Consider the following 24,755-nt stretch of genomic DNA (forward strand, 5'->3'; position numbering starts at 1 on the left):
GCAGCGAGGGGGATGTCCATGACGGCCACGCAAGTGCGGGTGCTGATCGCCGATGACGAGCCACTGGCGCGCGAGCGCCTGCGCATGCTGCTGGGCGAGCATCCGCAGGTCGAGGTGATCGGCGAGGCCGAAAACGGCCAGCAGGTGCTGCAGCAGTGCCAACACCTGCACCCGGATCTGGTGTTGTTGGACATCGCCATGCCCGGCGTCGACGGCCTGGAAACCGCGCGGCTGCTACGCCAGAGCCAGCCGCCACCGGCGGTGGTGTTCTGCACCGCCTACGACCAGCATGCCTTGTCCGCCTTCGACGCCGCCGCGCTGGATTACCTGATGAAACCGGTGCGCCCGGAACGCCTGGCCGCCGCCTTGGAAAAAGTGGCCACGTTCCTGGCCGGGCGCGCACCCGGCGCCGCACCGCGGCCATTGCGCACCCATCTGTGCGCGCGCCTGCGTGGCAGTCTGCGGCTGATCGCCATTGGCGATATCCGCTACCTGCAGGCCGAAGAGAAGTACGTCATCGTCCACCACACCCGTGGCGAGGACTTGATCGAAGAGTCGCTCAAATCGCTGGAAGACGAATTCGCCGAACGGCTGGTGCGCATCCATCGCAATTGCCTGGTCGCCCGCGACGAACTGGTGGAACTGCGCCGCAGCGGCGATGGCCAGGTGCACGCCGTGCTGCGCAACGTGCCGCAGACCCTGGAAGTGAGCCGGCGCTGCGTGGCCAGCCTGCGCGATCAACTGCGTCATGTATGAGTTACCGGTCCGGTCCGCGATAATGGCCGGATGACCACGCTCCGCATCGCCACCCGCAAAAGCCCGCTCGCCCTTTGGCAGAGCGAACACGTCGCCGCCGCGCTGCGCCAGCACCATCCCGGTCTGGAGGTGGTGCTGGTGCCGATGAGCACCCGCGGCGACGAAGTACTGGACCGCTCGCTGGCGGCGATCGGCGGCAAGGGCCTGTTTCTGAAGGAACTGGAGCTGGCCATGCTGCGCGGCGAGGCCGATTGCGCGGTGCATTCGCTCAAGGACGTGCCGATGGAACTGGACGATCCGTTCGTGCTGCCGGCGATCCTGGGCCGCGGCGATGCGGCCGATGCGCTGGTGTCCAACCTCTACGCCAGCCTGCAGGCACTGCCGCTGGGCGCGCGGGTGGGCACCTCGTCGTTGCGGCGCCAGGCGCAGTTGCGCGCCGCGCGCCCGGACCTGGAACTGATCGACCTGCGTGGCAACGTCAACACGCGTCTGGCCAAACTCGACAACGGCGGCTACGACGCCATCGTGCTGGCCTGCGCCGGCCTGCAGCGGCTGGGTCTGGACGCGCGCATCAGTGCGCGGCTGGACGCGCCGCAATGGTTGCCGGCACCGGCCCAGGGCGCGGTGGCGGTGGAATGCCGCGGCGACGATGCGCGCATCCACGCGCTGCTGGCCGTGCTGGATGCGCCCGCCACCCGCGTCTGCGTGGAAGCCGAGCGGGCGATGAATCGCGCGCTGCACGGCAGCTGCCACGTACCGGTGGCCGCGTTCGCCACCTGGGAAGGCGAGGGGCTGTACCTGCAGGGCATGGTCGGCAGCGCCAGCGATGGACGCCTGATCCATGCCGATGCGCACGGCAGCCCCGAGGACGCCGAAACGCTGGGCCGCCGCGTCGCGCAAGGCCTGTTCGACAAGGGCGCCGCCCAGCTATTGGCCGAGCTGTAACGCCGATTCGCGGCCGCATCGTAGGAGCGGCCCCGGCCGCGAGGGCTTTATCGATAAACCCGCTCCCGTGACCACCCTCGCCCTACAACCGCTCAACCGCCCAATCGCTTACTTGAACGTGTACACCAGGTTCACCGTGGTCAGCGTGTCGGTCTTCTTGTCGCCGTCGCTGACCTCGCTGTTGTGGCGCATCTGCCAGGCGGCCTTGAGCGCGAAGTGCGAGTTCATGCTGACCTGCACGCCGAAATCGTTCTGCGCGTAGGTGTTGTATTCGCCAGATTCCACCAGCAGCGTGTTGATCAGGTCGGTGTTGTCGGTGACGGTGTACTTCAGATCGAACACGCCGCGCCCGATCAGGCCGGTCTCGTTGCGGTCTTCGTCGCTGTTGTGCGCGCGGCGGATACCCGGGCCGACCTGCGCGTCCAGATAGAACCGGTCGGCATTGATCAAGCGCGTGCCGTAACCGATACCGAAGGTGGCCAGCCGATCGTAGGTGGCGAAGTCGTCGTGCTCGTAGCGGCCGGTGGCGGTGAGCTGGCGGTGCTCGCCCAACTGCAACGCGCTGCCGGCGCTGCCGGTGTAACGCTCGGCGGTGGTCTGGCGCTCGCGTTCGGTGCTGCCGTCGTCGTTGGTATTGGTGTACTCCGAGCTCGAACGCAGCGCGGTGGCATCCAGGCTGTGGATCCAGTCGCCGTCGGTGTAGCGCAGGCGCACACGGCCGTTGAGGCTGTCGGTGGTGCTGTTGCCGTGGGCAGCGGCATAGCCCAGCTCGCCGCTGCTACCGCCCCAGGGGGACGGCATGAGCGCAGCGGCAGGGTCCACCGGCGTCGGTGCAACTGCCTGGGCCCAGACGGTGGGCGTGATCAACAACAAAGGCAGCAGGGCAGACAACGGGGCACGGCGGGGCATGGGCAGCTCGCTTGAGGGCAGGGCGGGAGGGTGAAAGCGATTTCATGATAACGGACTGTGCGGCACGTCATGACCCGGTGAACGCCGCGCTTCATTGGCGGTTCTGGCGCTGACGGCAGATGACGTGCTGTCGTGTTCGGTTTCGAGTGACGCGCAGCCCCGTGCACGGCGTCCTCGCGACCGGCGCAACCCGATCAACCGGGACGGGCCGTGTTCTGCACCAGAGTGCATAGCGGCGCTCACCCCGTCGCGCGAAGAACCGGACATAATCGGCGCATGGACCGCTATGAACGTATCAACTCCCTGCATCGCCTGCTCAAGTCGGCGCGCTACCCGGTTACGGTGGCGCGGCTGCAGGATGAGCTGAGCTGCTCCCGCGCCACCGTGTATCGCGACCTGGCATTTCTGCGCGATGCGCTGATGGCGCCGGTGGAAGGCGATGGCGAATCGGGCTTTCGCTATCTGTCCGGCGAAAGCGATCGCTTCGAGCTGCCCGGCCTGTGGCTGAGTTCGGAAGAACTGCACGCCCTGCTGGCGTCCCAGCAATTGCTCGCGCGCACCGGCGGCGGGGTGTTGTCCTCGATGCTGGCACCGTTGCAGCAGCGCATCGAAGGGCTGCTGGCGGCGCAGGCCGGCGTCTCGCAATGGCCGGTGGACCGGGTGCGGGTGATTCCGCATCGCGGCCGCAAGCTGGACGAAGCCAGCTTCCGCACCGTGGCCTCCGGGGTGCTGGAGCGCAAGCAGCTGAGCTTCGATTACCGCGCGCGCTCCACCGACGAATCGACCAAGCGCACCGTGTCCCCGCAGCGCATCACCCATTACCGCGACAACTGGTACCTGGATGCCTGGGACCATGGCCGCGATGGCGTGCGCAGCTTTGCGGTGGACCGCATCAATCATGCGCGCCTGCTCGATACCGCCCCGCGCGATGTGCCCGACAGCGAGCTGGATGAGCAGCTGGCCGCCAGCTACGGCATCTTTTCGGGCGCACCCAAGGGCTGGGCGACCATCGTGTTCAGCGCCAAGGCCGCGCGCTGGGTGGCCGACGAACACTGGCACTCCAAGCAGCAGGGCCGCTTTCTGCCCGACGGCCGCTATGAACTCAAATTGCCGTACAGCAACTCGCGCGAGCTACTGATGGACGTGCTGCATTACGGCTCGGACGCGGAAATCGTCGAACCCGTCTCGCTGCGCGAGCAGACCAAGGCACTGCTGTCGCTGGCGCTGAGCAATTACGACTGAGCTTGGCCGACCGTTGGGTCGTTGTGCGTGGGGATGTGGTCCATCACGCCCAACACTTGAATTAAGCCGACCTGCGAAGCGACGTCGGCTTGAATGAATTGTCAGAGCCCACCCAGCCAAGACTCAAGTTTTGGGAACACCACCGAAAACGCACCCTGCCAATCGTCCCCCGGCCCGTACCCATTGGGGTCAAATTGAACGACGGGATTGCCGTGTGTAGCCAAGTCTATGCAGTAGTGGATGGCGCAGCCAACGTGGAGGATGGGAAGCAGGTGCTTGGGCCAAGCCCATCCTGGATCTTCTGGGTCTGACTGACTGAAGATGCGGTAGAGGCTCAGCGCAGTGTCACCTTGATCCGTGACGTGCCCAGATCCCAGACCGAGCAGCCCATAATCTGATCCGAAGCCTCCATTGCCACGTTCGGCATATAGCTCAACGAGCTCAAGTGGCAACGGATAACCAATCGTTGCCTCTACCTCAGCGATCTCTTGTTGTGCGGGTGCAGGATGCTTCACTTGGACGCTAACGTTTGACGTAAGGTGCGGCCGGAGCCGCGAGGCGGGGTAGGGAATTTACAAACGCAGCTTGCAAATCGGCCCTCTCGACGGAGTTATTCGCCACGGGGACTACCAAAACCGCCACCATGGCTTTGAACTTGCGTCGGAATGGTTTGAAGTCTCTCCTATAATCGTGTTGCCATCTTCCCCATAAAACTCGCCTTCATCACCCTGAACTTTGGCAGAAAGTTGCGTGGCGATGAGGCTCATTTTTCTAAGAATCTCTTCATCCGGGTTCTTTGCTATGACGTTGCCGAGGTTATGCCAAAGCCAAGCCATATTCCCTTGTTGTCCGTGTTTGGAGTAGCCGACCCACACAGACATGCTTGGATCTTCCATTCTCAGAACAGCCCCTTCGCCAACTGTTGCTTCAGCGTGACCATCCAGGCGCATTTCTGAGTCAGACCGAACAAACTCAAGCCATTCCTCAAAGGCAATATCAGGCCCCTCATCGAACCAATTTTATTTGCGGGTAATGTGGACCTCATATCCCATGGCTTCGTAGTGGCTAACGCTGGAAAAAAGCCGCGTGCCGCAGGCGCGTCGGCTTGATTGACTGGTTAGGCCGAGACGGCCCAACGAAGATAGCCGGCAGGGCTGGCGAGCCAGCAGGCTGATTGTCTTGTGCTGCGTCCGATGCAGAGCTTGCCACGTCGACCGTCCGATGAGGAGACCTGCCAAGTGTCAGCTGGCGGATTGGTTGGTGCAAGCGGCGGCGTCGTGCCGAAGAAGAAGCCACACGCCTAACGTTTGACATGAGAAGCTCGCTCCGGCTTGCTGGGGCGGGTCCTCTCGATGTAGGGGGTTAGGCATCTGCGGGGCGCGGCGGGAGCGACTTGTTGAGTAGCTCCATGTGCGTTAGCGCCTGCGCAAGGAGCTCAGTCCACTTCTTGTGGGCTTCAAACGCAGACTTGAAGTCGGGTGGATGAGTATCTGAGACTAGCGAGAAGAAAGAGCCACCAGCCATCGTGGCTACCTTCGTGCCAGGCGGAAGCTTAGACGCCCGCGCGCTCATGTCTTCTGAAACAACAGATTGAATTGCGGCGCCGCAGCGGTCCTTGAGTGCTTTTGTAGTGCGTAGCACCTCCGCGTAAACCTTGGTACAGAAGTGGTCTACTTCGGTGGGCGTAGGAATCTTGCCTTTGTGAATCACGGCATTGCGAAACTCAACTATCTTCTTGCTCGGCGAGTAGGCTGTGCCAAGTACAAGACGATGCATCGTGAGAAAGGCACCCAGCTGACGTTCAGACTGGCGAGACATCTCTGAAAATACCGCTTCTATGTCTGATGCTGGCAGCCCTTGATGGATAAGCATCGTCCGCGTGCAGAACTCAAAGAATCGCTCTAAAGCTGCAGAGAAGCTCGCGGCTGCTTCCAGCGTGAAACCTGCCGCCAGTGCGGTAGCACCAGACTCAAGCAACACCTCAAACTTGAGGCTCTGAAGCATTAGCATTGAATCGTGCCCACGAGAGCATCTGATGGGCGCTAGCCTGTCCTCGTAGTAGGGCACAAAGATTGGCTCGAAACTGGGATGTCCGAGCTCTTGCTGGCATGACATGCAGGATGCGAAGACTCGCATGGGGGGCTTCCAGATGCCTAACGCTTATTCGGTACCTCAAACCCCAGGCGGTCCACCTGTTCGCGCAGCTGCGGCACGCGCTTGATTTTGTCGGTGTAGATGGAATAGTCGTCGCGCATCTTGTTGACCAGCGTGCGGTACTGCTCGCGGCTCATGTCCGGCTTGCGCGAGAAGATCCAGGCCAGGTCGCGGCCCGGGTAGGAAATCAGCATCCACGAGCCATCCGGTGCGATTTCCAGGATGCGCTGCTTGGCCGGGACCACCTTGTAGAACCACACCCGCCAGTCGCGGTTGCCGCTTTCCGCATCCACCGACGCACGCGCGCTGACTTCCTTTTCCGGCTCGCCGAAACCATCGCGATACAGATAGCGCACCGCCACCTTGCCGTCTTCGTCCAGGGTGTACTCGTCGCGGCTGGTGACGTGCCCGCGCTCTACCGGATTGGGCATGCGCGCAATCACGTACCAGGTGCCCATGATCTTGGACAGATCGATCGCCGGCTCGGTGGTGGATGTGTCCTTGGCGTGTGCCACAGGCAGGCCAAGGACGAGCAAAAAGGCGAGGGCGATCGTAACAGTCAGGCGCATCGCAACATCACAAAGGGGCAGTAGGAGCAGCACACTACCGCATGCAGGGGGCAAGTTCGCGTCAACGGCCGGGTCTGATGTCGGCGACAGGGTCATCGGCAGGAGATCGTTGCTGGCCGCAGGGCGACGGACGTTGGTCTGGCGCGGCCGGCGCGGCGCAAGGCGGTGGTGCAGAGGGTTGAAAGCCGGCGCGGCTAACTCTCAGCCCTCGCTCCCCAATCCCCAATCCCCGCCTCAACGCACATCCCGCAGCGCCGGACCCGGCACGGCTCAACCTTTCGCCGGCCAGGTCGCAATCGGTGAGATGGACACAGGCAATTCTGCCGGCCTGTCCTGATTCCTTCTGCCACGGAGTGCCGCCATGTCGCATCGTCCTTCTTCTCGTTCCGAACGTCCCGATCCGCGGGTGCTGCGCCCGGTGCGGCAGATCGCCCTGGCCGGCCTTGCCCTGGTGCTGGTGTGGCCGGCGGCGCGCGGGTACAGCGAGTGGATCGGCTGGCTGCCGCTGTGGCTGGTGGGCATGCCGATGCTGGCCTGGTGGAGCCTGCACCGCTTCGCGCTGCCCACGCTGACCCGGCCGGGCGCGCGGCGGGCATTGCCGCGTCGGCGTGGTCCGCAGGCGCAGCGTCGGCGTGCCGCCGCGCGGGCAACGACACCGGCACGGGCGGCCTGACCTTCGGCAGGGGAGGCCAGGCAAAGGGCTGTGTTAGGTTTTCCGGCATTGGTTTTTCCGGAAAAATACATGTCCAAGTTCGCCTCGATCTGCCTGGTCGCCGGCCTGATCACCGCTGGCGCCGTCTCTGCAGAGGAAACCGCTGTGTCCAACGACCCCCACGCCTGGCTGGAAGATGTCACCGGCGCCAAGCCGCTGGACTGGGTCAAGGCCCAGAACGCCAGGACCGAGGCGCGCCTGGCCACCACGCCGGCCTTCAAGCAGATGGAAACCAGCATCCGTGAGGTGCTGGATTCGGACGCCAAGATTCCCGGCGTGCAGAAGATCGGCGAGTTCTATTACAACTTCTGGAAGGACAAGCAGCACGAGCGCGGCCTGTGGCGGCGCACCACGCTGGACGAATACCGCAAGGCCTCGCCCAAGTGGGAGACGGTGCTGGACCTGGATGCGCTCAACAAGGCCGAGGGCGAGAACTGGGTCTGGCACGGCGCCGACTGCCTGCGCCCGGACTACCAGCGCTGCCTGATCGCGCTGTCGCGCGGCGGCGCCGATGCCGACGTCACCCGCGAGTTCGATCTGGCCGGCAAGCAGTGGGTCAAGGACGGCTTCTTCCGGCCCGAATCCAAGGGCGGGCTGGGCTGGATCGACCAGGACACCGTCTACGTCTTCACCGATTTCGGTGCCGGCAGCATGACCAGCTCCGGCTACCCGCGCATTGCCAAGCAGTGGAAGCGCGGCACCCCGCTCAGCGCCGCTGCGGTAGTCTACGAAGGCAAGCCGACCGATATGTACATCGCGGCGATGCACGATGACACCCCCGGGTTCGAGCGCGATTTCGTCAGCCGTACGCTGGCCTTCTACAACGACGAGCTGTATCTCAAGGGCGCCGACGGCAAGCTGGTCAAGGTGGATGTGCCCAATTCGGCCAGCAAGTCGGTCAACCGGCAATGGCTGACGCTGGAGCTGCGCGAGCCGTGGACGGTAGGTGGCAAGACCTACACCGCCGGCTCGCTGCTGGCCACGCGCTTTGACGACTTCATGGCTGGCAAGCGCAGCTTCGATGTGCTGTTCGAGCCCACCGACACCACCTCGCTGGCCGGCGTGGCATGGACCAAGTCGCACCTGGTGTTGAACGTGCTGGAAGACGTCAAGAACCGGCTCAGCGTCATCACCCCGGCGCAAGACGGTTGGAAAAAGAGTGTGTTTGTCGGTGCGCCTGCATTCGGCACGGTCGATGTCAGCGCCGTGGACAGCGACGACAGCGACGCGCTGTGGCTGACCGTCACCGATTACCTGACCCCCACCACCTTGGCCTGGGTCGAGGTGGGCAGCGCGCCGCAGCCGCTCAAGACCATGCCGGCGTTTTTCGATGCCGGCAAGGACAGCATCGAACAGCACTTTGTTATCAGCAAGGACGGCACCCGCGTGCCGTATTTCCTGGTGCGCCCCAAGAACCTCAAGCTCGATGGCAGCGCGCCGACGCTGCTGTATGGCTACGGCGGGTTTGAAATCTCGATGACGCCGAACTATTCCGGCGCCTTGGGCCGCGCCTGGCTGGACAAGGGCGGCGTCTACGTGGTGGCCAACATCCGTGGCGGTGGCGAATACGGCCCGCGCTGGCACCAGGCCGCGCTCAAGCAGAACCGCCACAAGGCTTACGAAGACATGGCCGCAGTGGCCAAGGATCTGGTCGCGCGCAAGATCACCTCCACCAAGCACCTGGGTGTGCAGGGCGGTAGTAACGGCGGCTTGATGACCGGCAACATGCTCACCCAGTATCCGGAGCTGTTCGGTGCGGTGGTGGTGCAGGTGCCGCTGCTGGACATGAAGCGCTATAGCCATCTGTTGGCGGGCGCCTCGTGGATGGCCGAATACGGCAACCCGGATACCGACGACTGGAAGTTCATCCAGACCTTCTCGCCGTATCACCTGTTCGACCCGGGCAAGACCTACCCGCCGGTGATCTTCCTGACCTCCACGCGCGACGACCGCGTGCACCCGGGCCATGCGCGCAAGATGGCGGCCAAGATGATCGAAGCCGGCAAGGACGTGACCTACTACGAGAACATCGAAGGCGGCCACGGCGGCGCAGCCAATAACGCGCAGGCGGCGCATATGTCGGCACTGGCGTATAGCTTCCTGTGGGAGCGCTTGGCCGATTGATCGGTTGGCATATGCTGCGTGATGCGCAGCGCGACACCAGGCCGCCGGCACGATGCAGCGGCCTGGTGGCGTTTGCGATCGAACGAACGTAAACGTGGACGACGCGGAGTGTGATAGATGTTGGGCGTGATGATGAGCTTGGCGGTCGGCGCGTGCGCGGCCGAGAATGCACGCTACGTGCTGCGCGACGATGCCGATGTGCAAGCCCACTTTGTGGCGGTTGCCAGCGGTCCGCACTGGCCGGCGCAGGTGGCCTTGCGGCTCCATTCGTCGCGCACCGGAGGGGACGCATGGTTTTTGCCCTGGAGCGGCGGCAGCGATGACAGCCAGCACCTGGCGTCCACCACCGATGTGACCGCGCCGGGTTGGCAGCCCCCGGATCCCGATGGCGGGCCGCGTGCTTTGGGCGATGTGGGCTACATCGGCACCGATGCGACCTATCGTGTCCTGAATGAGATTCCCCGCGCCGGCATGCCGGCGCCTGCGCATTTCCTGTTGCCCGACTTGCGTGAAGCGCTGTGGTACCGAGGGGCGCCAGGCCAGCGGCAAGCGATTGCACGGCAGTTCTTCGATCTGGACAGCTGCGCTACGCAGTAAGCCGGTGCGGCACGTTGGTGCCAAGTCTTCGCCGCTGAGATTGGCCGCGAGCGATATCAGAAAGGGGTGGAATGAAATTGGACGATCTGGGTCCGCGAATCTGCATTCTGGGACCGTCCAGCAGCGGTAAATCGACCTTGGCGCAGGCGATTGCGCGCAAGCGCGGATGCGCATGCGTGCATCTGGATCAGCTGCATCACTTCCCAAACACTGCCTGGCTACCTCGTCCCAGGCAGGACTTTTCGCGCTTCACGATGCGGCCATTGCCACAGCGCATTGGGTGATGGATGGCAATTACCTGGGGTGCCTGTCGCAGCGTCTGGCACGTGCAACGGGCGTTGTTCTATTGGACATCCCGATGACGACCAGCCTGGTGCGCTATCTGCGCCGAACCTGGTTCGGGAAGCACCGTTGCGGCGGCCTGGATGGCGCCAGGGAGCAGCTGCGTTGGGAGATGCTGCGCCACATCGCGGTCGTCGAACGCAGAAAACGCAAAGACCTCGCGAGGGTGTTCGAGCGCAGCAGCTTGCCGAAGATCGCGTTACTGACGGTGCCGGCGATCGATCAGTTCTATCGCCTTGAAAATTTGTGCCGGCAAGGTCTACGCCAGTGATAGCGGTTCTCAGCGTAGCGTCTTACAAGGAGGCGATTGACCGCGAGGTCGCGCTCACAACGTTTCCTGGATTGCAGTGCTCGTGGCGTCATGTAAGAGGCGTCTACAGACGACGTAACCCACGCGCAATACGCTCCACTGCCTGTTCCAGACGCGGCAGGCTTTGGGTGTAGGCAATGCGCACGTGCTGGTTGGCGCGGTGGAAGCCGAAATCGATGCCGGGGGTAAAGGCGACGTGCTCGGTTTCCAGGAAATGCGCGCAGAACGCTTGGGCGTTATCCGAAAATGCGCTGATATCGGCGTAGAGATAGAACGCGCCTTGCGGTTCGACGGCGATGCCGAAGCCAAGCTGGCGTAGCGCGGGCAGTAGATAATCGCGGCGTTGCTGGAACTGCGCGCGGCGCGCTTCAAAGATGGAGATGCTCTCTGGCGTGAAACACGCAAGCGCCGCGTGCTGCGCGATGGTCGAGGCGCTGATGTAGAGATTCTGCGCGAGTTTTTCCAGCTCGGGCACCGCGTCGGGCGGGGCGATCAGCCAGCCCAGGCGCCAGCCGGTCATGCCGAAGTACTTGGAAAAACTGTTCAAGACGAACGCGCCGTCGTCGACTTCCAGCACGCTATGCGCGTCCAGGCCATAGGTCAGGCCGTGGTAGATCTCGTCCACCACCAGATGCCCGCCGCGCGCACGCAGGGTCTGCGATAACGCAGCCAGTTGCGCGCGCGATAGCACACTGCCGGTGGGGTTGGCCGGCGACGCTACGAGGGCGCCGACGCTGTCGGCGTTCCAGCACGCGTCCACCAGTGCCGGGGTCAGTTGATAGTCGGTGTCCGGCCCGACCGGCACCAGCTGTGCGGCCCCTTCGACCAGGCGCAGGAAGTGCCGGTTGCACGGATACCCCGGGTCGGCCAGCAGCCAGTGTTTGCCCGGGTCCACCAGCAGGCTGCTGGCCAACAGCAACGCGCCCGAGCCGCCGGGCGTGACCAGGATCCGCTCCGGGTCGACGCTGCGGCCATAGCGTTGCGCGTAAAACCCGGCAATCGCCTCGCGCAGTGCGGGCAGCCCGCGTGCGGCGGTGTAGTGGGTATGGCCGGCGGCCAATGCGGCCTGCCCGGCAGCCACGATCGGCGCGGCAGTGGTGAAATCGGGTTCGCCGATTTCCAGGTGGATCACATCGTGACCGGCCTGTTCGAGCGCATTGGCGCGGGCCAGCAGCGACATCACATGGAATGGCGCGATGTCCTGGCTGCGGCGGCTGTAGCCCGACGCGGGCGAAAGCAATGAGTCCATTACGAAGATGATAGACCAGCATGACCTCGGACACATGACGCCCGGCGGCGGGCTCTTCCACACTCGGAGACTGGGATGGCATTGCGTTCATCCAACGGACCCCAATCTGATGAAGCCTGTCCTGACCTTGTTGATCGCCAGCCTGATGACCACATCCGCACCTTCTTTTGCCGCTCTTCCGTCGCCGCCAGACGTCGCCAAGCACCCGCATGTGGTCAAGACGCCGTTTGGCGCCACCCGCAACGACGACTACTACTGGCTGCGCGACGACAAGCGCGAAGACAAGGCGATGCTGGCCTATCTCAACGCCGAAAACGCCTACACCGACCAGGTGATGGCGCCGCTCAAGCCGTTGGAAGACACGCTTTACAACGAGATCGTCGGGCGCATCAAGCAGGACGATGCCAGCGTGCCGTATCGCAAACGCGGCTATTGGTATTACACCCGCTTCGAAGCCGGCAAGGATTACCCGATTCAGGCGCGTCGCAAGGGCAGCATGGAGGCGCCGGAAGAAATCCTGCTGGACGTCAATCAGATGGCGCAGGGCAAGGGCTATTTCAACGTGGGCGAGGCGGAGGTCAGTCAGGACAACCGCATTCTTGCCTGGGCCGACGATGCCATCGGCCGCCGCCAATACACGATCCGCTTCAAGAATCTGGACACTGGCGAGGTCTATCCGGACACCGTGGAGGGCGTCTCCCCGAGCGTGGTCTGGGCCGACGACAACAAAACGGTGTTCTACATCGAAAACGACCCGGAAACGCTGCTCACCGTGCGCGTCAAAAAGCACGTCCTGGGTACTGCGTCCAAGGACGATGCGCTGGTCTACGAAGAGAAGGACGACAGCTTCTACATGGGCGTTGGGCGTACTCGCGATGACAAGTACATCGTCATCGGCGTGGAAAGCACGGTGTCGTCGGAGATGCGGTATGCGCTGGCCGCCAAGCCGGACACCTTCAAGGTGCTGGCCAAGCGCGAGCGCGACGTGGAGTACAGCGCAGAACATTTCGACGGGCGTTGGGTGATCCGCACCAATGCCGATGGCGCCGAGAACTTCAAGCTGGTGACCGCGCCCACCGATGCCACCACGCGCAAGCAGTGGACCGACTGGGTGGCGCACGACGACAACGTCTACATCGAAAACTTCGAGCTGTTCGATGGGTTCACTGCCATCGAAGAGCGCTCCGGCGGGCTGGAGCGCGTGCGTCTGCTCAAGCGCGATGGCAGCCACGAGTACGTCAAGGCCGACGAGCCGGCGTATTCGATGGGCTTGTCGACCAATCCCGAACCGGATACCGCGTGGCTACGCTATAGCTACACCTCGTTGACCACACCGGCGACGACCTACGAACTCAACACCCAGACCGGCGAGCGCAAGTTGCTCAAGCAGCAGCCGGTGATCGGGTACGAGGCGAGCAAGTATGTGACCGAACGCGTCTGGGTCACGGCCCGCGACGGCGTCAAGGTGCCGGTGTCGCTGGTCTACAAGAAAGGCTTCAAGAAGGACGGCACTGCCGCGTTGTTCCAGTACGCGTACGGCAGCTACGGCATGTCGATGGACCCGGCCTTCAATCTGCCGGCGATTAGCCTGCTGGACCGTGGCGTGGTGTACGCCATCGCGCACATCCGCGGTGGCCAGGAAATGGGCCGCAAGTGGTACGACGACGGCAAGCTGCTGCACAAGAAAAACACCTTCAACGATTTCGTCGACGTCACCCGCGGGCTGGTCGCGCAGGGCTACGCCGCGAAAGACCGTGTGGCGGCGTCCGGCGGCAGCGCAGGTGGCTTGTTGATGGGCGCGGTGGCCAACATGGCGCCGCAGGACTATCGCGTGCTGGTGGCGCAGGTGCCATTCGTCGATGTGGTCACCACCATGCTGGACGCCAGCATTCCGTTGACCACCAACGAATACGACGAGTGGGGCAACCCGGAAACCAAGGATTATTACGACTACATGCTGTCGTATTCGCCCTACGACAACGTGCGCAAGCAGGCCTACCCGGCGATGTTCGTCGGCACCGGTCTGTGGGATTCGCAGGTGCAGTATTGGGAGCCGGCCAAGTGGGTGGCCAAGCTGCGCGACGACAACACCGGCAAGGCCCCGATCGTGTTCCGTACCAACATGGAAGCCGGGCATGGCGGCAAGTCCGGCCGTTTCCGCCGGTACCGCGAGTTGGCGGAGTCGTACGCGTTTGTGCTGGATCAGCTGGGCGTCAAGTAGCTGAGGGGCGGGGATTGGGGAGTCGGGAGGTGGGATTGGTTAAAGCGGATGGCTGAGGGTTTGGTGGTTGGTGCAGTGCGTCGGGGTGGTGCGGTCGGTTTCCGCCCTCCGTACTGTGCTTCCGCCTTCCGCCTTCCGCCTTCCGCCTTCCGCCTTCCGCCGTTGCTTTCGCTTGGATTGGTTGCTGTTGCTCTTGCTCCCCGATCGTTTGAAAGCAAGCTGAGCACCGCAGGCACGCTTGGCCGAACAGGCAGCCTTTTCTGGGTGCAGCGAGTTTGGCGTCGTGCCTCGCCTGGCGCGGCTCCCGGGGAACGGTGCAGCTGTGTCACCGAGGCCTCTAACGCACCCGCAGTGCTGCACTAGCAACGCGCAGTCCAGACCACCTTACCCCGCTCTGGTCGTATCATTTGCGCATGACGCGACCGAACCGATTTCGCTGGGCCTGGTGGTTGCTGGCGTATGCCAGCCTGGCGACCGGCATTGTCGGAATCTTTGTGCCGGGGTTGCCGACCACCGTGTTCATCCTGATCTCGGCCTGGGCGGCGTCGCGCGGGTCCGAGCGCTTGCATGGGTGGCTGCTGTCGCATCCGCGCTTCGGGCCGGCGATCGTGGAGTGGCAGACCTATCGGGCGGTCAGTCGCAAGGCCAAGTGGATGGCGACGCTGACGATGACCGTCTGCGCCGGCATCATGCTGTGGTGCGTGCCGGTGTTCTGGGTGAAATGCCTGTCGATCGGCAGCATGGCGGTGGTGGCGATCTGGTTGTGGCTGCGTCCGGAGCCGCCGCCGCGCGCGCTGCAAGCGCCGCACTGAGCGCACGGCAGTCAGGCGGTTCTGGCTATACTTCGGCCCATGAGCATCATGTCCCGACCTTCCGTTCGTCTCGCACTGGTTGGTGCGACCTTTGTCCTGCTTGCCGCCTGCGGTAACAAGGGCCCGCTGGTGATGCCGCAGAAACCGGTGCCGGTGGAAGCCCAGCCCGTGTCGCAGCCGCCGGATGAGCCCACACCTGCGCCTGCGCCGGTGGAGACCGACACCAAGCCCGCATCCACTACCGACCAGCCCGCTAGCAGCGGCAATGAGCGCTGACGGTCGCAGCGAGCGTCTGCGTTTCACCAAAATGCATGGAGCCGGCAACGATTTCGTGGTGCTGGACCTGCGCGACGGTACGCCTCCACCGGACGCTGCGCTGGCCGCACGTCTGGCCGACCGGCACTTCGGGGTCGGCTGCGATCAGATCCTGACCATCGAGGCCCCGCGCAGCGAAGGCGCTGTGGCGGCCTATGGCATCTGGAATTCCGATGGCTCGGCCGCGCGTCAATGCGGCAACGGCGCACGCTGCGTCGCCGCCTGGCTGGTGCGCGACGGAACCGCGCAGGGCGAGCGCTTCATCATCGACAGCCCGGTCACCGCACATGCGGTGGAGCAGGTGGATGCAGGAACCTATTCGGTGGCCATGGGCGTGCCGCAATTCGAGCCCACGCAGATTCCGCTGGCCGGGTTCGCGCACGCGCGCGACGAATACGCACTGCCCGTGCACGGCGAGACGGTGCGCTTTGGCGCAGTGTCGATGGGCAACCCGCATGCCGTGCTGGAGGTGGGGCGTGTCGACGCCGCCCCGGTGGAGCGTGTGGGCACCTTGTTGCAGCAAAACGCCGCCTTCCCCAATTCGGTCAATGTGGGGTTTGCGCAGGTCGTGGACCCCACGCATGTGCGTCTGCGCGTGTTCGAGCGCGGTGTCGGCGAAACGCTGGCCTGCGGTAGCGGTGCGTGCGCGGCGGCGGTGGTGCTGATGCAGCGCGGCCGTGTCGAGCGCGATGTACGCGTGTCGCTGCCCGGTGGCGAGCTGCGGATCCGCTGGCCCGGTGAGGCGCAGGAGGTGGTGATGTCCGGCCCGGCGGTGTTCGTCTTCGATGGAGAATGGAACTGATGAGCGACAACACGGACAAGTTCGGTGCCCACGAGGTCGCAACCTGGTTGCGTCGCCATCCCACCTTTCTCAAGCAATTCCCCGATCTGGCGGTGAGCCTGTTGGTGCCGCGCGACGACGGCCCTACCGCGTCGCTGGCGACCTATCAGCTGGAAGTATTGCGCGACAAGAACCGCGAGCTGTCGCGGCGCCTGCACGAGCTGGGCAGCAATGCGCATGTCAATGAACGGCTGGCGGTGCGCACCCATCAACTCACGCTGGCATTGATGCGCCAGACCACCGCTGCCGACACGCTCAAGGCGATGGCTGCCTCGTTGGCGGAAGATTTCAACGGAGAGCTGGTGCGGCTGGTATTGCTTGCACCGGTCGCCGGGCTGGAAGCCGACTGGCTGCAGGTGATTGCCGCCGACGATGCGCGCCTGGCACCGTTCCGCGATTGTTTGAGCGATGGCGAGCCGATCTGCGGCCGGCTGCAGGCTGAAAAACACGCGCTGCTATATGCCGATCAGGCCGACGTTGTGCAGTCGACGGCGTTGCTGCCATTGCCGGGGATTGGCTTGATTGCGGTCGGCAGCAGCGATGCCAACCGGTTTTATCCGGGCATGGGCACCTTGTTCCTGCGCATGATGGGCGAGTCGCTCGGCGTGGCGCTGCAGCGTTTCGCAGCGTGATGATGGCGGCGGGCCATGCCGTGCGCGGCCTGCTGCGCACCGCAGCGTGGGTGCCACCGCAGCAGGACAGCTGAGATGTCGTCGGTCGAAGGGTTCCTGGCGTATCTGCAGGTCGAACGTCAGGTGTCGGCGCACACGCTGGATGCGTATCGACGCGATCTTGCCGCGCTGCTGAGCTGGGCGGCCGAGCAGAAGGATGCTGCGGGTGTTGCGACTGCGCTGGATGTCGCACAGCTGGATAGCGCGCAGCTGCGCCAGTTTGTCGCGTCGGAACACCGGCGCGGGCTGTCTGCCAAGAGCCTGCAGCGGCGCTTGTCTGCATGCCGCAGCTATTACGCCTGGTTGCTCAAGCACGGCCGTATCGCGGCCAGCCCCGCGGCGGCGTTGCGTGCGCCCAAGGCGCCGCGCAAGCTGCCGCAGGTGCTCGATGCCGATGAGGCCGTGCGCCTGGTCGAGGTGCCGACCGATGCGCCGCTGGGGTTGCGCGATCGCGCATTGCTGGAACTGTTCTATTCGTCGGGGCTGCGCTTGAGCGAGCTCTGCGCGCTGCACTGGCGCGATCTGGATCTGGCCAGCGGCTTGGTGATGGTGCTGGGCAAGGGCGGCAAACAGCGTCTGGTGCCGGTGGGCTCGCATGCGATTGCAGCCTTGCGCGAATGGCAGCGCGACAGTGGCGGGCGTGCGGAAACGCATGTCTTCCCCGGCCGTACCGGCGGCGCGATTTCGCAGCGTGCGGTGCAGATCCGCATCAAGCAATTGGCCGTGCGCCAAGGCATGTTCAAGCACGTGCACCCGCACATGCTGCGGCACAGTTTTGCCAGCCATATCCTGGAATCGTCAGGCGACCTGCGCGGCGTGCAGGAGTTGCTCGGTCACTCGGACATCGCCACCACGCAGATCTACACGCACCTGGATTTCCAGCATCTGGCCAAGGTCTACGACGCTGCGCATCCGCGTGCAAAGCGCAAGAAGGCTGCCGAGTGAGCGTGTGTGTGAGCGATGTAATCAGCGTGATTGCATAAGTTTCTGACTGATGTAATCGAGGTATTGGTCCTGCTGGTCCAGCCATTGCAGCTGATAAAGCGAGTGCAGTGGAGTCCTTGCAGCTGGTAAAACCATTGCAGCTTATAAGGCCATTACAGCTGATAAGGTCATTGCAGTTGGTAAAGCCACTACAGTCGATAAAGCCAGTCCAGCGCTAAGGCGCTGGTTGCCTAGATGGCAAGTCACTCGTGGGAATGCGGCTCTAGCCCCTCTCCCCTCGGGAGAGGGGTTGGGGTGAGGGTTCCTGTGCAGATGCTGCTGGGCGTCTTGGGAAGGGTATTGGAGAGCGTCAGAGTTCGCGGACGCCCAAGTGAGCTTTCAAAAGCGGTGGGTGAGGTAACCGCGGTTAAACACGGCGACGTTTCAAAGGCGGCTGCGCGAAGCGCCGATGCTCCGAGACATTCCTGCATGCAGAGCGGGTTGACGCTGTGGCGTGCAATCAACAGCGGCGGCCGTACCCTCACCCCAACCCCTCTCCCGGCGGGAGAGGGGCTAAGGCAGGTGGCGTCCGATCACCAGGTTGTGCGGCGATCGGTGTATCCCGCCCGGATCGTGTGTGCACTACGCACTACGCACCTCGCCCGTTCGCCCAGCGGCCCAATGACCAACTCCCATCTGCACCACTCTCATCGCTGCGTCCCATCGTCGCAGCTCGCTTGAACCCGGCAGGGGCGTCCCCACCTCATTGGAAACCCCCGGAGGACCCATGGACCCCAGCCAGAATCCCAACATCGTTCACGCCACCACCATCATTTCGGTTCGACGTGGTGGGCATGTCGCCGTCGCCGGCGATGGCCAGGTCACACTCGGCCACACCGTCATGAAGGGCAACGCGCGCAAGGTGCGCCGGCTCGGTCGCGAGGGTCAGGTCCTGGCCGGGTTTGCCGGTGCTGCGGCCGATGCGTTTACGCTGTTCGAACTGTTCGAAGCCAAGCTCGACAAGCATGGGCAGTTGACCCGCGCTGCCGTGGAGCTGGCCAAGGATTGGCGCACCGAGCGCCGCTTGGGCAAGCTCGAAGCATTGCTGGCCGTGGCCGATAAAGAGACCTCGCTGATCATCAGCGGCACCGGCGATGTGATCGAGCCGGAAGACGGCATCATCGCGATCGGTTCCGGCGGCTCCTATGCCTTGTCGGCCGCACGCGCGCTGTTGGCGCACACCGAGCTGGATGCCAAGACCATTGCCACCGAGGCGATCAATATCGCTGGCGATATCTGTATCTACACCAATCGCAATGTGGTGGTCGAGGAGCTGTGAATCGGGAGTGGGGAATCGGAAATCGCAACAGCGGTTTGGTCTCCACTCCAACGACATAGGCTCTTGATTTTTCGCTCCCACGATTCCCCATTCCCCATTCTCGATTCCCCAATGCCAAATTCCGATACTTCAACCATGACTCCGCGCGAAATCGTGCAGGAGCTCGACCGTCATATCGTTGGCCAGCACGACGCCAAGCGCGCGGTGGCCATTGCGCTGCGCAACCGCTGGCGGCGCATGCAGTTGCCCGAAGAACTGCGCAACGAAGTAATGCCCAAGAACATCCTGATGATCGGCCCCACCGGCGTCGGCAAGACCGAGATCGCGCGACGTCTGGCAACCCTGGCCAACGCGCCGTTCGTCAAGGTGGAAGCCACGCGCTTTACCGAAGTGGGCTACGTCGGCAAGGACGTGGAGCAGATCATTCGCGATCTGGCCGACACCTCGGTCAAGTTGTATCGCGAGCAGGCCAAGGTGCGCGTGCGTCACCAGGCCGAAGAGCGTGCCGAAGATCGCATCCTGGATGCGTTGCTGCCGCGCCGCGCAGCCGGTATTGGCTTTGATCCGGAAGCCGCACGCAACGAGCCGTCGTCGCAAGATAACGAAACCCGCATCAAGTTCCGCCGCATGCTGCGCAATGGCGAGCTGGACGAGCGCGAAATTGAACTGGATGTCGCGATCAACGCCAGCATGGACATCATGACCCCGCCGGGCATGGAAGAAATGGGCCAGCAGCTGCGCCAGATGTTTTCCAATCTGGGCAGCGGCAAGTCGCAAAAGCGCAAGCTCACCATCAAGGCGGCGCGCCCGCTGCTGATCGAAGAAGAAGCCGGCAAGCTGGTCAACGAAGACGACGTGCGTGCAGCGGCGATCGAAGCTTGCGAGCAGCACGGTATCGTGTTCATCGATGAGATCGACAAGGTCGCCAAGCGCGGCGAAGCCGGCTCCAGTGGCGGCGATGTGAGTCGCGAAGGCGTGCAGCGCGATCTGCTGCCGTTGGTGGAAGGTTCCAACGTGTCGACCAAGTACGGCACGGTCAAGACCGACCATATCCTGTTCATCGCTTCCGGCGCGTTTCATCTGGCAAAGCCCAGCGACTTGATTCCGGAGTTGCAGGGGCGCTTCCCGATCCGGGTGGAATTGACTGCGCTGACCAAGGCCGATTTCGTGCGCATTCTTACCGAGCCCAAGGCCGCGCTGATCAAACAGTACGAAGCCTTGTTGCAGACCGAAGGCGTGACGCTGACCTTCGGTGCGGACGCGGTTGACCGCCTGGCCGAGATTGCGGCGCAGGTCAACGAGCGGCAGGAAAATATCGGCGCGCGCCGGCTGCACACCGTGCTTGAGCGGCTGCTCGATGTGCTGAGTTACGAAGCGCCGGACCGCGACGGGCAGAGCGTGACTGTCGATGCGGCGTATGTGGATGCGCAGCTGGGTGAGTTGGTGCAGGACCCGGATCTGAGTCGCTACATCCTCTGATCGCAGCGCACGGCAACCTGCGCGCTGGATGGAACGTACCAAATGGAAAAGACCCGCCAGTTGGCGGGTCTTTTGTTTCCAGCAGTGCACCGAGATCAACGTACGCCTTGGCGCTGGTTGGCGCGATAACGACGGATCAACGCAGCGCCCAGGTGCGCTTCGGCATGACAGCTGGATTGCCCACTGTCTGCCACCACGTGCCGCCGCGCAGTGCGCTCAATCCTCGCCGATGTCCTCGTTCCACACATCCGGGTTGGCGGAAATATAGCAGCCCAGCAGGTCGATGCATTCCTGGCTCTGCAGGTCGATGATGTTGACGCCGTGATCGCGCAGCCAGGCGATGCCACCCTGGAAGGTGACCGACTCGCCCACCACCACGGTGCCGATGTTGAACTGGCGCACCAGCCCGCTGCAGTACCAGCATGGCGCCAGCGTGGTGACCATGATGGTGTCTTTGTAACGGCGCTGGCGACCGGCCTTGCGAAAGGCATCGGTTTCGCCATGCACGGACGGGTCGTTCTCCTGCACGCGGCGGTTGTGGCCGCAGCCGAGCAGGCGCCCGTCGTTGTGATACAGCGCCGCACCAATCGGGATGCCGCCTTCGGCCAGGCCCTGGCGGGCTTCGGTGATGGCGGTGTCGAGCAATGCGCGGTAGTCGGGGGTGGTGATCATGTGAACTCCATCGTGGCCGCGCCGGCAGGGCGCAGCATGTCCAGATGCGGGATGCCGTCTTCCAGATACGGCGCGGACGACGGCGCAAACCCATGCGCCGCGTAGAACGATTGCAGATGCGCCTGCGCACCGAGCTGGATCGCGCTGCCGGGCCAGTGGTTGTGCACCACCCGGATACCTTCGCGCAACAGCGCGTGCGCCAAGCCGGTACCGCGATACGCGACAGCGACCACCACACGGCCGATGCTGGGTTCGGCGTAACTCAGGCCCGGCGGCAGCACGCGCAGGTAGGCCGTCAACGCAGTGGGGTGGGTAGTGCCCAGCACATGCAGCACGCCGGGATCGGTGTCCTTGCCATCCAGTTCCGGGTAGGCGCACTGCTGTTCCACCACAAACACATCCGTGCGCAATTGCAGCAACGCGTACAACTGCGTTGTGCTCAGCTGCGTAAAGCGCAGCTGCTGCCAGTGCAAGGGATGCGTGGATGTGGAGGACATCGACGCATCATAACGGCATCGCTTGCGCGCGGCAGACAGATAGCGCTATCCGTACGAGAAGCACACCTGACGAATTGGGGCCTCAGCGCGCAGGCAAAACAGTGCCGTCCTTAATGGTGTCCGCGTCTGCCACCCGGTTCGCGTGGAGCGCCTGAAAACGTAGCGTGCAGTCGTCAGCCAGGGGTGGACGGCGCACTCGGAATCGCAATGTACGAGTGGCCCATGCCGCGGCTGGCACCGCCCGCATCCGCTGGCAGGTTGCGCAGTCGGTGTGTTAGCCGCTCGTGGCGCATGACCTAGTCAGCGCTCAATCGGCCGTGCTGTCGGTATCGACCGCCACCACGACCGACATGCCCGGGCGCAGACGTGGCGCCAGCGATTGGCCGGGATCGACGCTGATGCGCAGCGGAATGCGCTGGGCGATCTTGACGAAGTTGCCGGTGGCGTTGTCGGCCGGCAGCACGCTGAATTCCGAGCCGGCGGCCGGAGAAATTTCCTGCACGCGGCCGTGCAGACGTGCGTTGTCCAACGCATCCACGGTAAAGCTGGCGCGCTGCCCGATGCGGATCTTCGCCATCTGGGTTTCCTTGAAATTGGCCACGATCCACAGCGTGTCCGGCACCAGCGACATCAACTGCGTGCCGTTGGTGACATAGGCACCTTGACGCACGCCGAGCTGGCCGAGCTGACCATCGCGCGGGGCGACAATGCGCGTGTTGTCCAGATTGATCTGCGCCAGTTGCACCGCCGCCTGTGCATTGGCAACGGCCGCTTCCAGCGCGGCGCGATTGACGGTGACGCTGCGTGCATTCTCTTCGGCCGCCTGCACCGCCGCACGCGCTTGCGCCACGCCCGCATCGGCTTGCGCGCGCGCGGCAAAGGCGGTGTCGCGGTCCTGTTCGGACACCAGTTTCTGGTTGGCCAGCTGTTGGGTACGCGTATATGCCGAGCGGGTGCGATCGCGCAGGGCCTGATTGCTGCTCAGCGCTGCGCGTTGTTCGGCAATGCTCGCCTCCGCGCTATGGCGTTGCTGCTCCCAGTTGGCGAGATTGGCCTGCGCGGTCTGCACCTGCGCCTTGGCCTGTTCGAGCTGCTGGGCGTAGATGCGGTTATCGATGGTGGCCAGCAGCTGGCCGCGTGTGACATGCGCAAAGTCCTGCACCGTGACGTCGGTGACATAGCCGCTGACCTGGGGCGCAATCACGGTGATCTGTCCGTGCACCATGGCGTTTTCGGTGCGCTCGGTCGCGCTGACGAACGGTGGCAGCCGCCATGCGTACAGCACCAGCGCCACGCCGATCAGGGCGAGCCCGCCAAAGCCTATCGCGCCGGTGATGCGACGACGACGACGGGCGCGCTCGGAGGCGGCAGTGGGAGCGGTAGATGTGTTCATGGGCGCGCAGTGGAAGCAGGAGGGGAGGGTGACACGGGAGGACGCAGATAGCGTCGCCACACCAGCACGGACAGGATCCACACCCCGGTGGCGATGGCGATACAGCCGATCAGCAGGAACACATCGTTATAGGCCAGCACATTGGCTTCGCGCGTGGCCACGCTGCCGAGCGCACGCACGCCCTGCGCCTGGCGTAGTGTCGGGTCGCCGATGCTGCGGCCATACAGGCTGGCATACGCCTGCACGCGCGCAGCCACCTGCGGGTCGGTCAAGACCAGATGCTCGACCAACTGACTGGAATGGTATTTCTCGCGCAGGATCTGCACGCTGCCGAGCAGCGCGCTGCCGAGCAGTCCACCCATGTTCTGCGCCATGCCGAACAGCACGATGAAGCTGATCAGATTGCCGGGCTGCGCAATCACCCGGCCAAGCCCGGCCACCATCGCCGGGCCGATGAAGAACGTGCTGCCGAAGGCGAGCAGAAACTGGCTGACGTACATCTGCTCCGGGCGGGTGAGGCTGGTGGCATCGGCATCCATGAAGCAGCCGAGACAGATCGCCGCCACCGCAATGATCAGATGCTCGGCGATGCGCGCCGGATTGATCAGCCACGCGCTTGCGGCCACTCCAGCGACTGCCCCCAGCAACATCAGCGCGAACAACGTCTGCAGTTGATCGTTGGCCAGGCCCAGGGTCTGGAAGAAGCCGATCGCACCGGTGCTTTGTTCCGAAAGCACCAGCCGAATCAGCAGAATCGCCAGTCCCAGCCGCAGCATGTCCGCGCTGGCCAGCCAACGCGTGTTGATCATCGGGTTGCGGCGGTTGTGTTCGATCCAGGCCGCCATGCACAGCAGCACGATGGAAAGCGCCAGCACCACGCCCAGCCACGGCGTGCTGGTCCACCACAGCAGCCGCCCCAGCGACAGCACCGCAGCCAGCCCGGCCGCGCCGGCCGCAAACAGGGGGAAGGTGACGAAATCCAGCGGCTCGAACACCCGGTAGCGGTCGCTTGGCGGCAACTTGAGTGCCAGCACGCAGGCCAGCGCAAAGATCGCCAACCCGAACTCGAACAGGTACAAGCCCTGCCACTGCCCGAATTCCAGCAGGTCGGTGGAGAACACCCGCGCCAGCGGCAACGCCAACTGGGTCATGCCCAGGCCCAGCACCACCGCCTTGAGCCGATATTTGCTGGGGAATGCCTGGATCACGTAATACAGGCCCAGCGAGCTGAGCGCCGCGCCGACCAACCCATGCGCCGCGCGCACGGTGATCGCCGAACTCAGGCTGTGCACGAACAAGTGCCCCAGCGCGATGGCCGCATACAGCGCCAGAAAGATCTCGGTGAAACGGCGCAGCCCGAACTGCTGGCGAAACTTCACCAGCAACAGATTGGCCGACATATTGGTCATCACGTAGGCCGCCGGCAGCCAGGCCATTTCGGTGGCGTAGGCGCCCAGGCTGCCCTGCAGATAAGGCAGGTTGGCAGTGACCAACGCGTTGCTCAGCCCGCCGGTCAGCGCCACGACCAGGCCGACCAGACCGTACTGAATGCGGCGCCGGGTCGGGTGCAGCGGTGTGGATGCCGACCCCGGCAGGGTGGGCTTTTCGTGGGGCTGCCAGTCGCGTGGGGCGTACTTGTCGGGCACGCAATGCTCGCAGGGCCGGTTGCGGAAGAGTTCGCG

At 64.0% G+C, this 24,755-nt stretch carries 24 protein-coding genes, 1 other RNA gene and 1 pseudogene; 15 read left to right on the forward strand and 11 right to left on the reverse strand.

Annotated elements, in window-relative coordinates; translation table 11 throughout:
• Nucleotides 1-18 precede the first annotated feature (18 nt).
• Together ACCQ06_RS03705 and hemC are read left to right on the forward strand one after the other, a co-directional pair.
• Nucleotides 19-756: a LytR/AlgR family response regulator transcription factor gene (locus tag ACCQ06_RS03705; RefSeq protein WP_228325274.1), complete on the forward strand. Its 738-nt coding sequence runs from the start codon at nt 19-21 to the stop codon at nt 754-756.
• 30 nt (nt 757-786) lie between these two features.
• Complete coding sequence (hemC, locus tag ACCQ06_RS03710; RefSeq protein ID WP_316690223.1) at nt 787-1,701, forward strand: hydroxymethylbilane synthase; 915 nt, start codon at nt 787-789, stop codon at nt 1,699-1,701.
• Between the two features lie 108 nt (nt 1,702-1,809).
• Here hemC and ACCQ06_RS03715 read toward each other — a convergent pair whose 3' ends face one another.
• Entirely contained in the window at nt 1,810-2,610 is an 801-nt protein-coding gene (locus tag ACCQ06_RS03715) for a DUF481 domain-containing protein (RefSeq protein ID WP_228325273.1), read from the reverse strand.
• A 276-nt stretch (nt 2,611-2,886) separates the two neighbouring features.
• Between ACCQ06_RS03715 and ACCQ06_RS03720 the strand changes: the two genes are divergently transcribed.
• Nucleotides 2,887-3,852: a helix-turn-helix transcriptional regulator gene (locus ACCQ06_RS03720; RefSeq protein ID WP_104617524.1), complete on the forward strand. Its 966-nt coding sequence runs from the start codon at nt 2,887-2,889 to the stop codon at nt 3,850-3,852.
• A gap of 101 nt (nt 3,853-3,953) precedes the next feature.
• On the opposite strand, the gene ACCQ06_RS03725 is transcribed toward ACCQ06_RS03720, so the two are convergent.
• From ACCQ06_RS03725 to ACCQ06_RS03740, 4 genes are all read right to left on the reverse strand, one after another.
• Nucleotides 3,954-4,367 carry an SMI1/KNR4 family protein gene (locus ACCQ06_RS03725; RefSeq protein ID WP_161963810.1) on the reverse strand — a complete coding sequence of 138 codons (414 nt, stop codon included), beginning with the start codon at nt 4,365-4,367 and terminating at the stop codon, nt 3,954-3,956.
• Nucleotides 4,368-4,478: 111 nt separating this feature from the next.
• Nucleotides 4,479-4,733 (reverse strand): hypothetical protein, encoded by a 255-nt coding sequence (locus tag ACCQ06_RS03730; RefSeq protein WP_316690224.1) that lies wholly within the window; start codon nt 4,731-4,733, stop codon nt 4,479-4,481.
• A gap of 481 nt (nt 4,734-5,214) precedes the next feature.
• The gene (locus tag ACCQ06_RS03735) at nt 5,215-5,856 is read right to left on the reverse strand and encodes a hypothetical protein (protein WP_316690225.1); all 642 of its coding nucleotides are present in this window, start codon (nt 5,854-5,856) and stop codon (nt 5,215-5,217) included.
• A gap of 149 nt (nt 5,857-6,005) precedes the next feature.
• Nucleotides 6,006-6,575: a lipocalin family protein gene (locus ACCQ06_RS03740; RefSeq protein WP_316690226.1), complete on the reverse strand. Its 570-nt coding sequence runs from the start codon at nt 6,573-6,575 to the stop codon at nt 6,006-6,008.
• A 361-nt stretch (nt 6,576-6,936) separates the two neighbouring features.
• Here ACCQ06_RS03740 and ACCQ06_RS03745 point away from each other — a divergent pair, with 361 nt between their 5' ends.
• The 4 genes and pseudogenes from ACCQ06_RS03745 to ACCQ06_RS03760 form a co-directional block, all read left to right on the forward strand.
• Nucleotides 6,937-7,248, forward strand: coding sequence for a hypothetical protein (locus ACCQ06_RS03745; RefSeq protein ID WP_228325270.1), 312 nt, complete (start codon nt 6,937-6,939; stop codon nt 7,246-7,248).
• A gap of 69 nt (nt 7,249-7,317) precedes the next feature.
• The gene (locus ACCQ06_RS03750; RefSeq protein WP_316690227.1) at nt 7,318-9,411 is read left to right on the forward strand and encodes a prolyl oligopeptidase family serine peptidase; all 2,094 of its coding nucleotides are present in this window, start codon (nt 7,318-7,320) and stop codon (nt 9,409-9,411) included.
• 117 nt (nt 9,412-9,528) lie between these two features.
• The gene (locus ACCQ06_RS03755) at nt 9,529-10,008 is read left to right on the forward strand and encodes a hypothetical protein (RefSeq protein WP_244907895.1); all 480 of its coding nucleotides are present in this window, start codon (nt 9,529-9,531) and stop codon (nt 10,006-10,008) included.
• Between the two features lie 137 nt (nt 10,009-10,145).
• Nucleotides 10,146-10,420 (forward strand): annotated as a pseudogene (locus tag ACCQ06_RS03760) (P-loop NTPase family protein); the annotation flags it as partial.
• Between the two features lie 304 nt (nt 10,421-10,724).
• Here ACCQ06_RS03760 and ACCQ06_RS03765 read toward each other — a convergent pair.
• Nucleotides 10,725-11,909, reverse strand: a complete 1,185-nt coding sequence (locus ACCQ06_RS03765) for a pyridoxal phosphate-dependent aminotransferase (RefSeq protein ID WP_316690228.1) — start codon at nt 11,907-11,909, stop codon at nt 10,725-10,727.
• A 109-nt stretch (nt 11,910-12,018) separates the two neighbouring features.
• Here ACCQ06_RS03765 and ACCQ06_RS03770 point away from each other — a divergent pair, with 109 nt between their 5' ends.
• The 8 genes from ACCQ06_RS03770 to hslU all read left to right on the forward strand — a co-directional run bounded on the left by ACCQ06_RS03770 (nt 12,019) and on the right by hslU (nt 20,511).
• Nucleotides 12,019-14,130 (forward strand): S9 family peptidase, encoded by a 2,112-nt coding sequence (locus tag ACCQ06_RS03770; RefSeq protein WP_228325265.1) that lies wholly within the window; start codon nt 12,019-12,021, stop codon nt 14,128-14,130.
• Nucleotides 14,131-14,543: 413 nt separating this feature from the next.
• Entirely contained in the window at nt 14,544-14,942 is a 399-nt protein-coding gene (locus tag ACCQ06_RS03775; RefSeq protein ID WP_039421007.1) for a YbaN family protein, read from the forward strand.
• Between the two features lie 39 nt (nt 14,943-14,981).
• Nucleotides 14,982-15,218: an LPS translocon maturation chaperone LptM gene (gene lptM / locus ACCQ06_RS03780; RefSeq protein ID WP_228325264.1), complete on the forward strand. Its 237-nt coding sequence runs from the start codon at nt 14,982-14,984 to the stop codon at nt 15,216-15,218.
• Nucleotides 15,208-16,059: a diaminopimelate epimerase gene (dapF, locus tag ACCQ06_RS03785; protein ID WP_228325263.1), complete on the forward strand. Its 852-nt coding sequence runs from the start codon at nt 15,208-15,210 to the stop codon at nt 16,057-16,059. Before lptM ends, dapF begins: the two co-directional genes overlap by 11 nt.
• Nucleotides 16,059-16,730, forward strand: coding sequence for a DUF484 family protein (locus tag ACCQ06_RS03790; protein ID WP_170068756.1), 672 nt, complete (start codon nt 16,059-16,061; stop codon nt 16,728-16,730). Before dapF ends, ACCQ06_RS03790 begins: the two co-directional genes overlap by 1 nt.
• A 75-nt stretch (nt 16,731-16,805) precedes the next feature.
• Nucleotides 16,806-17,714 (forward strand): tyrosine recombinase XerC, encoded by a 909-nt coding sequence (gene xerC, locus ACCQ06_RS03795; protein ID WP_104617574.1) that lies wholly within the window; start codon nt 16,806-16,808, stop codon nt 17,712-17,714.
• Between the two features lie 766 nt (nt 17,715-18,480).
• Complete coding sequence (gene hslV, locus ACCQ06_RS03800; RefSeq protein ID WP_005997221.1) at nt 18,481-19,032, forward strand: ATP-dependent protease subunit HslV; 552 nt, start codon at nt 18,481-18,483, stop codon at nt 19,030-19,032.
• A gap of 111 nt (nt 19,033-19,143) precedes the next feature.
• On the forward strand, nt 19,144-20,511 hold the full coding sequence (hslU, locus tag ACCQ06_RS03805) for an ATP-dependent protease ATPase subunit HslU (RefSeq protein ID WP_104617403.1): 1,368 nt from the start codon (nt 19,144-19,146) through the stop codon (nt 20,509-20,511).
• 216 nt (nt 20,512-20,727) lie between these two features.
• On the opposite strand, the gene ACCQ06_RS03810 is transcribed toward hslU, so the two are convergent.
• From ACCQ06_RS03810 to ACCQ06_RS03830, 5 genes are all read right to left on the reverse strand, one after another.
• Nucleotides 20,728-21,183, reverse strand: a complete 456-nt coding sequence (locus ACCQ06_RS03810) for a nucleoside deaminase (protein WP_316690231.1) — start codon at nt 21,181-21,183, stop codon at nt 20,728-20,730.
• The gene (locus ACCQ06_RS03815) at nt 21,180-21,680 is read right to left on the reverse strand and encodes a GNAT family N-acetyltransferase (protein ID WP_316690232.1); all 501 of its coding nucleotides are present in this window, start codon (nt 21,678-21,680) and stop codon (nt 21,180-21,182) included. The genes ACCQ06_RS03810 and ACCQ06_RS03815 overlap by 4 nt, the downstream gene beginning before the upstream one ends.
• A gap of 149 nt (nt 21,681-21,829) precedes the next feature.
• Nucleotides 21,830-21,904, reverse strand: a non-coding RNA gene (locus ACCQ06_RS03820) — sX9 sRNA.
• Nucleotides 21,905-21,987: 83 nt separating this feature from the next.
• Nucleotides 21,988-23,073: an HlyD family secretion protein gene (locus ACCQ06_RS03825; protein ID WP_316690233.1), complete on the reverse strand. Its 1,086-nt coding sequence runs from the start codon at nt 23,071-23,073 to the stop codon at nt 21,988-21,990.
• Nucleotides 23,070-24,719 carry an MFS transporter gene (locus ACCQ06_RS03830; RefSeq protein WP_228325258.1) on the reverse strand — a complete coding sequence of 550 codons (1,650 nt, stop codon included), beginning with the start codon at nt 24,717-24,719 and terminating at the stop codon, nt 23,070-23,072. The genes ACCQ06_RS03825 and ACCQ06_RS03830 overlap by 4 nt, the downstream gene beginning before the upstream one ends.
• Nucleotides 24,720-24,755 lie beyond the last annotated feature (36 nt).

This window comes from Xanthomonas sp. NCPPB 4467, assembly GCF_041475665.2.
GTDB lineage: Bacteria > Pseudomonadota > Gammaproteobacteria > Xanthomonadales > Xanthomonadaceae > Xanthomonas > Xanthomonas dyei.

Coding starts and splice junctions, on each gene's coding strand:
- ACCQ06_RS03705 (WP_228325274.1), top strand. CDS start 19: ATGACGGCCACGCAAGTGCGGGTGCTGATCGCCGATGACGAGCCACTG.
- hemC (WP_316690223.1), top strand. CDS start 787: ATGACCACGCTCCGCATCGCCACCCGCAAAAGCCCGCTCGCCCTTTGG.
- ACCQ06_RS03715 (WP_228325273.1), bottom strand. CDS start 2,610: ATGCCCCGCCGTGCCCCGTTGTCTGCCCTGCTGCCTTTGTTGTTGATC.
- ACCQ06_RS03720 (WP_104617524.1), top strand. CDS start 2,887: ATGGACCGCTATGAACGTATCAACTCCCTGCATCGCCTGCTCAAGTCG.
- ACCQ06_RS03730 (WP_316690224.1), bottom strand. CDS start 4,733: ATGTCTGTGTGGGTCGGCTACTCCAAACACGGACAACAAGGGAATATG.
- ACCQ06_RS03735 (WP_316690225.1), bottom strand. CDS start 5,856: ATGCTTCAGAGCCTCAAGTTTGAGGTGTTGCTTGAGTCTGGTGCTACC.
- ACCQ06_RS03740 (WP_316690226.1), bottom strand. CDS start 6,575: ATGCGCCTGACTGTTACGATCGCCCTCGCCTTTTTGCTCGTCCTTGGC.
- ACCQ06_RS03745 (WP_228325270.1), top strand. CDS start 6,937: ATGTCGCATCGTCCTTCTTCTCGTTCCGAACGTCCCGATCCGCGGGTG.
- ACCQ06_RS03750 (WP_316690227.1), top strand. CDS start 7,318: ATGTCCAAGTTCGCCTCGATCTGCCTGGTCGCCGGCCTGATCACCGCT.
- ACCQ06_RS03755 (WP_244907895.1), top strand. CDS start 9,529: ATGTTGGGCGTGATGATGAGCTTGGCGGTCGGCGCGTGCGCGGCCGAG.
- ACCQ06_RS03765 (WP_316690228.1), bottom strand. CDS start 11,909: ATGGACTCATTGCTTTCGCCCGCGTCGGGCTACAGCCGCCGCAGCCAG.
- ACCQ06_RS03770 (WP_228325265.1), top strand. CDS start 12,019: ATGAAGCCTGTCCTGACCTTGTTGATCGCCAGCCTGATGACCACATCC.
- ACCQ06_RS03775 (WP_039421007.1), top strand. CDS start 14,544: ATGACGCGACCGAACCGATTTCGCTGGGCCTGGTGGTTGCTGGCGTAT.
- lptM (WP_228325264.1), top strand. CDS start 14,982: ATGAGCATCATGTCCCGACCTTCCGTTCGTCTCGCACTGGTTGGTGCG.
- dapF (WP_228325263.1), top strand. CDS start 15,208: ATGAGCGCTGACGGTCGCAGCGAGCGTCTGCGTTTCACCAAAATGCAT.
- ACCQ06_RS03790 (WP_170068756.1), top strand. CDS start 16,059: ATGAGCGACAACACGGACAAGTTCGGTGCCCACGAGGTCGCAACCTGG.
- xerC (WP_104617574.1), top strand. CDS start 16,806: ATGTCGTCGGTCGAAGGGTTCCTGGCGTATCTGCAGGTCGAACGTCAG.
- hslV (WP_005997221.1), top strand. CDS start 18,481: ATGGACCCCAGCCAGAATCCCAACATCGTTCACGCCACCACCATCATT.
- hslU (WP_104617403.1), top strand. CDS start 19,144: ATGCCAAATTCCGATACTTCAACCATGACTCCGCGCGAAATCGTGCAG.
- ACCQ06_RS03810 (WP_316690231.1), bottom strand. CDS start 21,183: ATGATCACCACCCCCGACTACCGCGCATTGCTCGACACCGCCATCACC.
- ACCQ06_RS03815 (WP_316690232.1), bottom strand. CDS start 21,680: ATGTCCTCCACATCCACGCATCCCTTGCACTGGCAGCAGCTGCGCTTT.
- ACCQ06_RS03825 (WP_316690233.1), bottom strand. CDS start 23,073: ATGAACACATCTACCGCTCCCACTGCCGCCTCCGAGCGCGCCCGTCGT.